7 protein-coding genes are annotated in these 6,112 nt (G+C 60.1%); 5 read left to right on the plus strand and 2 right to left on the minus strand.

All coding sequences use genetic code 11. The features are described 5' to 3' along the window. The coding region (locus tag HP547_RS26500) for an AMP-binding protein (RefSeq protein WP_172288378.1) at nt 1–528 on the minus strand (528 nt) is incomplete at its 3' end. Between the two features lie 397 nt (nt 529–925). Here HP547_RS26500 and HP547_RS26505 point away from each other — a divergent pair. Continuing rightward, the gene (locus HP547_RS26505) at nt 926–1,180 is read left to right on the plus strand and encodes a DUF2790 domain-containing protein (RefSeq protein ID WP_003260110.1); all 255 of its coding nucleotides are present in this window, start codon (nt 926–928) and stop codon (nt 1,178–1,180) included. 154 nt (nt 1,181–1,334) lie between these two features. Here HP547_RS26505 and HP547_RS26510 read toward each other — a convergent pair whose 3' ends face one another. Further along, nucleotides 1,335–2,894 carry a sigma-54-dependent transcriptional regulator gene (locus HP547_RS26510; RefSeq protein ID WP_172230358.1) on the minus strand — a complete coding sequence of 520 codons (1,560 nt, stop codon included), beginning with the start codon at nt 2,892–2,894 and terminating at the stop codon, nt 1,335–1,337. A gap of 256 nt (nt 2,895–3,150) precedes the next feature. Here HP547_RS26510 and phhA point away from each other — a divergent pair, with 256 nt between their 5' ends. The 4 genes from phhA to HP547_RS26525 all read left to right on the plus strand — a co-directional run bounded on the left by phhA (nt 3,151) and on the right by HP547_RS26525 (nt 5,945). Beyond that, nucleotides 3,151–3,939, plus strand: coding sequence for a phenylalanine 4-monooxygenase (gene phhA / locus HP547_RS26515; protein ID WP_172288380.1), 789 nt, complete (start codon nt 3,151–3,153; stop codon nt 3,937–3,939). A gap of 39 nt (nt 3,940–3,978) precedes the next feature. Continuing rightward, nucleotides 3,979–4,335: a 4a-hydroxytetrahydrobiopterin dehydratase gene (locus HP547_RS26520; protein WP_008096719.1), complete on the plus strand. Its 357-nt coding sequence runs from the start codon at nt 3,979–3,981 to the stop codon at nt 4,333–4,335. A gap of 191 nt (nt 4,336–4,526) precedes the next feature. Next, nucleotides 4,527–4,655 carry a hypothetical protein gene (locus tag HP547_RS29770; protein WP_015271274.1) on the plus strand — a complete coding sequence of 43 codons (129 nt, stop codon included), beginning with the start codon at nt 4,527–4,529 and terminating at the stop codon, nt 4,653–4,655. 90 nt (nt 4,656–4,745) lie between these two features. Then, entirely contained in the window at nt 4,746–5,945 is a 1,200-nt protein-coding gene (locus HP547_RS26525) for an MFS transporter (RefSeq protein ID WP_172230355.1), read from the plus strand. The last annotated feature ends 167 nt before the right edge of the window (nt 5,946–6,112 follow it).

Genomic DNA, 6,112 nt, shown 5'->3' on the forward strand with positions numbered 1-6,112 from the left:
GATGATACGACCCGCCAGCGCCTCGGGCGAGAAGCCACCGAACACCACCGAGTGGATCGCACCGATGCGGGCACAGGCCAGCATGGCGACCACGGCCTCGGGGATCATCGGCATATAGATGGTGACAACGTCACCGCGGTGAACGTCCTGGCCACGCAGGGCGTTGGCGAACTTGCAGACCTGCTCGTGCAGTTCGCGGTAGGTGATGTTGCGGTGCTCGGAAGGGTCGTCGCCCTCCCAGATGATCGCAAGCTGGTCGCCACGCTCTTCAAGGTGGCGATCCAGGCAGTTGGAGGAAACGTTCAGAGTGCCGTCGGCGAACCATTTGATATCGACGTGGTGGTCGTCGAATGAGGTCTGCTTGACCTTGGTGAACGGCTTGATCCAGTCGATTCGCTGGGCCTGCTCGCGCCAGAAGCCGTCCGGGTTGATCACCGATTGCTGGTACATGGCCTTGTAGGTGGCCTCGTCGGTCAGGGTAGTGGCCGCAACCTCGGGACGAACGGGATACAGTGGAGCCGCACTCATCTGTGTTACCTCGGTGTAATAGTTGTTTTTGTATAGGACCGTTTGTAACTGTACCAGAGCGACAAAAGCCATTCGACGTTGGTAGTAATTTGGCACGCGCGTTCCGGCAGGGCGCTCTGGCGCGGGCATTACAGCCCGGCAAAGAAAAAACGAGGGGATTTACCACAGGATTGTTACAGATTCTGTCAAAACACTTTATCAAAAGACCCACTGTTTCAGCGGCCGCCCTGGTCATAAAATTCACCTCGCCAGCAACGGCAAGGCGATTAACAACTGGTAACAGCCCCCACGAAGGCAAGCGTTAATCCCCCTCTCATCCTGATAGTTAAAACTAGTTGTACTCGCGGCGCCATCAGCGCCGCGTGCCCCCTCACGACCTTAGACAGGTAAATGGAAAATGAAAGCTTTACTGGTATTGGTACTTGGTAGTCTTTGCGGCGCGGCGATGGCCGGCGAAGCCAAAGATGCCGAGCAGATTCCGGTTGAACAGTACAGTTACTCTCAGCACCTGGACATTGCCCGCGTCATTTCCATGAGCGAAGTGCCCAATGTGTGCGAAGTTGTGCCAGCGCGCATGACCTACGAGGACTCCAAGGGCCAAAAGCACATTCTCGAATACCGCGTGATGGGGAACGGCTGCTCCAACGGCTGAAAACCTGTGAATTGGGGCCCTGCGGACCCCACTCGCGGGTAAACCCGCTCCCACAGGTACAGCGCCAGCTTCACGATCGGCGTGGTATCTGTGGGAGCGGGTTTACCCGCGAAGCAGCCCCCGCCGAATTAACAGGCTATCAACTAACTACTTCTTAATTTTCCGACTTGCCCAAGGAGTAATCCCTCAACTTGTTGGCAATCGTAGTATGTGAAACACCCAATCTTTTTCCTAGCGCCCGGCTACTGGAAAACTCCCCCATCAAACTTTCCAGCACCGCTTTTTCAAACCGGCCGACAATTTGCGAAAGATCACCTTCCAGCGAAAACTCCCCCAAAGGCTGGCGCACCCCATAATCCGGCAAGCGAATATGTTCGCCCTTGACCACACCGCCGTCGCATAACGAAACCGCCTGGAACAAAACGTTTTCCAGCTGCCGTACATTGCCCGGCCAGTGGTACTGCGCCAGCTTGTCCATGGCCGCCGGTGCCAGACGCGGCATGGCGCAGCCGATCTGCCGGCTGGCCTGGTCGAGGAAATGCTGCACCAGCCCTTCCAGGCCATCCATGCACTCACGCAAGGGCGGGATATGCAGCGACAGTACGTTGAGCCGGTGGTACAGGTCCTGACGAAACTCGCCACGGGCACACAACTCCGACAGATCCACCTGGGTCGCGCAGATCACCCGCACATCCAGGTACACCTCTTCATCGCTGCCTACACGGCGGAAGCAACCATCCTGCAAAAAACGCAGCAGTTTCACCTGCAGGCGCGGGCTCATCTCCCCTACCCCATCCAGGAACAGCGTGCCACCTGCGGTCAGCTCCAGCAGCCCCAGCTTGCCCTCGGCCCGCGCCCCTTCGAATGCCCCAGGGCCATAGCCGAACAATTCGGTCTCGGCCATCGACTCGGGCAACCCGGCGCAGTTCAGCGCCATCAGTGGCGACTGGCCACGCGGGCTGGCCAGGTGGCAGGCACGCGCCAGCAGCTCCTTGCCAGTACCGGTTTCACCCTCGATGAGCAATGGCGCATCGAGTGGTGCCATGCGCCGCGCTTCCCGCACCACAGCGGCCATTACCCGCGAGCTCTGGAATATGCTGTCGAAGCCACGCAACTCCTGCTTGCGCACGTTGTAGATACGCTCGCCAATGCGGTCGGCGCGGTGCAGGGTGAGCACCGCACCGGCCAGAGCCTCGCTGTCATCGTGTTCGGATTGCAGCGGCGCGATATCGGCCAGGAACACATCGCCTTTGACCTTGATGCGCAGCCCGTTGATGCGCGACTGGTTGGCCCGCACCAGTTCCGGCAGGTCGAAGTCCTCCACATAGCGCGCCAGGGGCATGCCTGGCACTTCGTCCACCCGCACGCCCAAAAGCTGCGCCGCAGTGCGGTTGGCGGCGACGATGCTGCCGCCCATGTCCACCGACAGTACCGGAAAGTCCAGCGCCCCCAGCAATGCATTCAGCTCCATGTGTCGGCGTTCGCTGGGCATCAGCCCCACCCGTTTGACGCCGAACACGCCGGTGATCGCTTCAAACTTCGGCCGCAAGGCCTGGAACTGCAGGTTGATCAGGTTCGGGCAGTGCAGGTAGATGGCATTGCCATGGTCACCGCCCACCTCCCCGCGCAGCACGTTGATACCGTACTCGACGAGCAAGTTGAGAATGTCGCGCAGGATGCCGATTCGGTTCTGGCAATGCACCTTGATACGCATGAGGGCTCTCGAAGCGCCAATGTTTTTCAACACCACGCAGAAATTTCGTAAAGATAAGCTGACAAAAACAACCCAAACATCAGCCGCATGCCCCGAATTTTCCGACACCTGCGTCTTTTTGTAAAATTATCGTTACGAATACCCGGGTAACCACTCTGGCCCGAAGCCGCCAACCCCGGTGCAAAACCGCCGGTAACGGGATATTCCTAAGGCATGTCCTGCACATAACAAGAAAAGCCCTCACCAGGAGAGCCTCATGAAACAGACGCAATACGTGGCACGCGAGCCCGATGCGCAAGGCTTTATCGATTATCCGCAGCAAGAGCATGCGGTATGGAACACCCTGATCACCCGCCAGCTGAAAGTGATCGAAGGCCGCGCGTGCCAGGAATACCTGGACGGCATCGACCAGCTCAAGCTGCCGCATGACCGTATTCCGCAGCTCGGCGAGGTCAACAAGGTATTGGGTGCCACCACCGGCTGGCAGGTTGCCCGGGTACCGGCACTGATCCCGTTCCAGACTTTCTTCGAACTGCTGGCCAGCAAGCGCTTCCCTGTGGCCACCTTCATCCGCACCCCGCAAGAGCTGGACTACCTGCAAGAGCCGGACATCTTCCACGAGATCTTCGGCCACTGCCCGCTGCTGACCAACCCGTGGTTCGCCGAATTCACCCACACCTACGGCAAGCTCGGCCTGGCGGCGACCAAGGAACAACGCGTGTACCTGGCGCGCCTGTACTGGATGACCATCGAGTTTGGCCTGATGGAAACGTCGCAGGGTTGCAAGATCTACGGTGGCGGCATCCTCTCCTCGCCCAAGGAGACCGTCTACAGTTTGTCTGGCGAGCCTGAGCACCAGGTCTTCGACCCGATCGAAGCCATGCGCACGCCGTACCGCATCGACATCCTGCAGCCGCTGTACTTTGTACTGCCGAACATGAAGCGCCTGTTCGACCTGGCCCATGAAGACATCATGGGCATGGTCCACAAAGCCACGCAACTGGGCCTGCACGCCCCGAAATTTCCTCCCAAGGTCGCTGCCTGAACGTCCTTGCCGATAACAACTCGAAGCGGAAACCACACCATGAATGCCTTGAACCAAGCCCATTGCGAAGCCTGCCGCGCAGACGCGCCGAAAGTGACCGACGACGAACTGGCCGAGCTGATTCGCGAGATCCCGGACTGGAACATCGAAGTGCGTGACGGCCACATGGAGCTGGAGCGCGTGTTCCTGTTCAAGAACTTCAAGCACGCCCTGGCGTTCACCAATGCCGTAGGCGAAATCGCCGAGGCCGAAGGCCACCACCCAGGGCTGCTGACCGAGTGGGGGAAAGTCACCGTGACCTGGTGGAGCCACTCCATCAAAGGCCTGCACCGCAATGATTTCATCATGTGCGCACGCACTGACAAGGTCGCCGAAACGGCCGAAGGCCGGAAGTAACCACCTGAAAAATGGGGCCCCAGCGGCCCCATTTTTCATGGGGCAAATGTGCGCTGTTCGCCCGCAAAACCGACAAACGACCGGGAAAAAATACAAACTGTCATCCAGACTTGTGTATCCTGCCCCAGCTTTGCAAAGCCTCACACGCGCCTGGCGCAGACTTTTCAATCACTCTTGCGAGGAACGACGAGATGCATGAGATCCCGAATCTTCCCTTCCCAAGCCTGAACCCAGAAGAGCCAACCGTTACCGTCCACGCCGAACCGGCAGCTGCCGTCGAGCAGGATGGTGACGATCAATCCAGCGCCGACCAGGAATAACTGCGCATCCCCGACTGTGTGAAAACGGCTGACCTGCGGGCAACCTCCGTCATCACGTTTTCACACCGTCCAGAACTCACGTAGGCCGTCATGCCCGATTCACCCCGCCCCGTTGCAGTCACGCTGCAAGTCGTCTCCATCGTCCTCTTCACCTTCATCGGCTACCTGAACATCGGCATCCCGTTGGCCGTGTTGCCCGGCTATGTGCACAACGATCTGGGCTTCAGCGCCGTGCTCGCCGGGCTGGTTATCAGCGTGCAATACCTGGCTACCCTGCTCAGCCGCCCTACCGCCAGCCGCATCATCGACAACCACGGCAGCAAGAAGGCGGTCATGTATGGCCTGTTCGGCTGCGGCCTGAGCGGGGTATTCATGCTCGCTTGCGCCTTCCTCACTCAGCTGCCCTGGGTCAGCCTGGCCTGCCTGCTGGTTGGCCGATTGGTGCTCGGCAGCGCGGAAAGCCTGGTGGGCTCTGGTTCGATTGGCTGGGGCATCGGGCGGGTCGGTGCCGAAAACACTGCCAAAGTGATCTCCTGGAATGGCATCGCGAGTTACGGCGCGCTGGCCATCGGTGCGCCGCTGGGCGTGCTGATGGTCAACGGCCTGGGGCTGTGGAGCATGGGTGTGAGCATCATCCTGCTATGTGCGCTCGGCCTGCTGCTGGCGTGGCCGAAACGCGCCGCGCCGATCGTCACAGGCAAGCGCCTGCCGTTCATGCAGGTGCTGGGCAAGGTGTTCCCCCATGGTTCGGGGCTGGCCCTGGGCTCGATCGGCTTTGGCACCATCGCCACCTTCATCACCCTGTATTACGCCAGCCGTGGCTGGGCCAATGCAGCGCTGACCCTGAGCCTGTTTGGTGCCAGCTTCATCAGTGCGCGGCTGCTGTTCGGCAACCTGATCAACCGGATTGGCGGGTTTCGCGTGGCCATCGCGTGCCTGTCGGTGGAAACACTGGGGCTGCTGATGCTGTGGCTGGCGCCCAGCGCCGAACTGGCATTGGCGGGTGCAGCGCTGAGCGGGTTTGGCTTCTCGCTGGTATTCCCGGCGCTGGGCGTTGAGGCAGTGAACCAGGTATCGGCGGCCAACCGCGGGGCGGCGGTGGGGGCGTATTCGCTGTTCATCGATTTGTCGCTGGGGGTGACCGGGCCGCTGGTGGGCGCGGTGGCGGCGGGGTTCGGGTTTGCTTCGATGTTTCTGTTTGCGGCTGCGTCGGCGGCTTGTGGGTTGGTGTTGAGTCTGTATTTGTATCGACAGGCGCGCCGGCGTAGAGACCGTACAGCAGAAGGCTGACAGTTGTATTGCCGGGGCGGGCCTCTTCGCGGGTGAACCGGGAGTGTCAGGTTTTTTGTGTGCGGGCCGGTAACGGCCTGCCGCCCGGCAGGCCTTGATTTCACCAGGTTGGCCTGATGAACCGATCTCCGTACAGAATCGCAAATTGATTCATCGCACTTTTCCAG

The organism is Pseudomonas sp. CM27, assembly GCF_013179515.1.
In the GTDB taxonomy this organism is placed as follows: Bacteria; Pseudomonadota; Gammaproteobacteria; order Pseudomonadales; family Pseudomonadaceae; genus Aquipseudomonas.

What these genes read in the sequence shown, in the direction of transcription:
- HP547_RS29770 (WP_015271274.1), top strand. Translation starts at nt 4,527, where the DNA reads ATGCATGAGATCCCGAATCTTCCCTTCCCAAGCCTGAACCCAGAAGAG.
- HP547_RS26510 (WP_172230358.1), bottom strand. Translation starts at nt 2,894, where the DNA reads ATGCGTATCAAGGTGCATTGCCAGAACCGAATCGGCATCCTGCGCGAC.
- HP547_RS26525 (WP_172230355.1), top strand. Translation starts at nt 4,746, where the DNA reads ATGCCCGATTCACCCCGCCCCGTTGCAGTCACGCTGCAAGTCGTCTCC.
- HP547_RS26520 (WP_008096719.1), top strand. Translation starts at nt 3,979, where the DNA reads ATGAATGCCTTGAACCAAGCCCATTGCGAAGCCTGCCGCGCAGACGCG.
- phhA (WP_172288380.1), top strand. Translation starts at nt 3,151, where the DNA reads ATGAAACAGACGCAATACGTGGCACGCGAGCCCGATGCGCAAGGCTTT.
- HP547_RS26505 (WP_003260110.1), top strand. Translation starts at nt 926, where the DNA reads ATGAAAGCTTTACTGGTATTGGTACTTGGTAGTCTTTGCGGCGCGGCG.